Raw genomic sequence first — 1,922 nt, 5'->3', positions numbered from 1 at the left:
AGCGGGTACTTCCTCGGGGCAGGCATCGTCAGAGCTCCTCTCATGAGCCCTATCTGACCTGCTGTCACCTCGCCCCGCATGTCGGGGGAACCTCAATGTGCTCCTTGAACCCGAGGTTGTTGTCGAACACGGCGCATGCCCCGTTATCCCGGCCCGGCCGCCCGCCCGGCCCCCACTTGATGTACGTAAAGAGGGTTCCGAACCGTCGGGAGTCCGGAAGCCGGTTCACCACACCCAGCTGGTATCCGCTCCCGCACAGCAGGCCGCCGGCTTCTACCGCCGCGGGATCGGCCGCCGCGAGGGCACGCGTCTGCGGGTCGCGCGCCGCGCTCGGTGAAAACTCGACGTTGGTGCCGGGCACCTTCTCGGCCACCGGCTTCGAGTTTTGAGCCATAGCCTGCGGAGCCGCCAGAACCGAAGAGACGAAAGCGGTGGACAGGGCAAGAGCAGGCAGCCATTTACGCATGGCGAAATTCCCCCCGTGTTCAAGGCACAAGGAGACCAGCCCGTTGCGGCACGTGCGTGTGTGGTCCCCGTTGCGCTGAGCGTGTGTTGGTCATCCGCTCCCGCCCCGCCCGAACGATGCCGGCAGGCAGTTCCCCAACTGACCGGAAGCAGGTCGTCACTCTACTCACACAGTCAGCAACAGACACAAGAGCATAGGACTCGAAATGGCGAAGAGACGATCCCTGCTGGCCAGCAAGCGGAACCAGGGAGACACAATGCGCCGCATACGATCTGCTGCGAAACGGAACATGCAGGGCACGCACAGACCATGGCGAAAATGCGCGCGACCCCTGGCCACCCCTGAGGGCAGGGCTAATTCAAAGTCCTGGTGATCATGTGGTGTTGCTGGTCAGGGCAGTCCGATCAAGTCCAGCGGACGGGTGAAGGGTGAACCGCCCCGGGTTCGGTAGAGATCTCAGATTGTGGTTGTGACCTGGGGTTTCGTGAGTTCCGTGTAGTAGTTGGCTTCGTACTCGACGGGCGGGATATGGCCTATCCCACCGTGGAGTCGGCGGTGGTTGTACCAGTCGAACAATTCGGCGGTGGCCAGCTCGACCTGGGAAAGCGTCTTCCAGGGCCGCTGAGGCTTGATCAACTCGGTTTTGTACAGGCCGATCGCCGATTCCATCAGGGCGTTGTCGTAGGCGTCGCCGACTGAGCCGATGGACGCGGCTATGCCGGCGGCGTCCAGATGCTCGGCGAGCCTGAATGATGTGTACTGCGACCCGGCATCCGAGTGATGGATCAACTCGCCTGGCCGGATGGGTTGTTGGTCGCGGTCGCGCTGCCAGATCGCCATCTCCAGGGCGTCCAGGACGAAGACCGTCTCCTTGACGGTGGCCGCCGACCAGCCGACGATCCGGCGGGAGAAGGTGTCCACGACGAACGCGACGTAGACGGTGGCAGACCAGGTCTTCACGTGGGTGAAGTCCGCCACCCAGCACCGGTTGGGGGCGGCGGCGAAGTCGCGGTCGAGACGGTCGGGAGCTCGCTCGACCTGCCCGCCGGGAAGCGTGGTGATCACACGCTTGCCGCGGACCGCCCCCTGGATGCCCATCTCACGCATCAGGCGTTCGACGGTGCACCGGGCCACGACGCGTCCCTGCCGGTTCAGCTCACGCCAGACCTTTCTCGCTCCGTAGACACGGTAGTTGGAGGTGTGGACCTGACTGAGCCTCTTCAGCGATGGCCCTCCAGGGTGAGGACGGCCTTGGTCATTGTCGTGAGGCGGTTGGGGCTGCAGCGGGCGCGGCGGAAGATCCGCCAGGACTTGAGTCGCGAAGGCCCGCTCGACCGGGCTGCGGAGACGGGAATGTGCTCAGACGGCTTCCGCTTACCGCTCGATGGGCTTGATCAGTCGAACACGGTTCCTGTTCGGGTGACACCTCGGTGCTCGGCGCATAACGGCAGGGCCT

At 64.4% G+C, this 1,922-nt stretch carries 2 protein-coding genes and 1 pseudogene; all 3 read right to left on the bottom strand.

All coding sequences use genetic code 11. The features are described from left to right. Positions 1-64: 64 nt before the first annotated feature. On the bottom strand, positions 65-466 hold the full coding sequence (locus ACWC2T_RS45945) for a hypothetical protein (RefSeq protein WP_450676232.1): 402 nt from the start codon (positions 464-466) through the stop codon (positions 65-67). A 456-nt stretch (positions 467-922) separates the two neighbouring features. Beyond that, complete coding sequence (locus tag ACWC2T_RS45940) at positions 923-1,690, bottom strand: IS3 family transposase (RefSeq protein ID WP_450676233.1); 768 nt, start codon at positions 1,688-1,690, stop codon at positions 923-925. Continuing rightward, a pseudogene (locus tag ACWC2T_RS45935) lies at positions 1,687-1,815 on the bottom strand (IS5/IS1182 family transposase); the annotation flags it as partial. The pseudogene ACWC2T_RS45935 and the gene ACWC2T_RS45940, both read right to left, overlap by 4 nt. Positions 1,816-1,922 lie beyond the last annotated feature (107 nt).

It is taken from the genome of Streptomyces sp. NPDC001393 (assembly GCF_053597455.1).
This window is presented reverse-complemented; position numbering and strand designations above follow the sequence as displayed.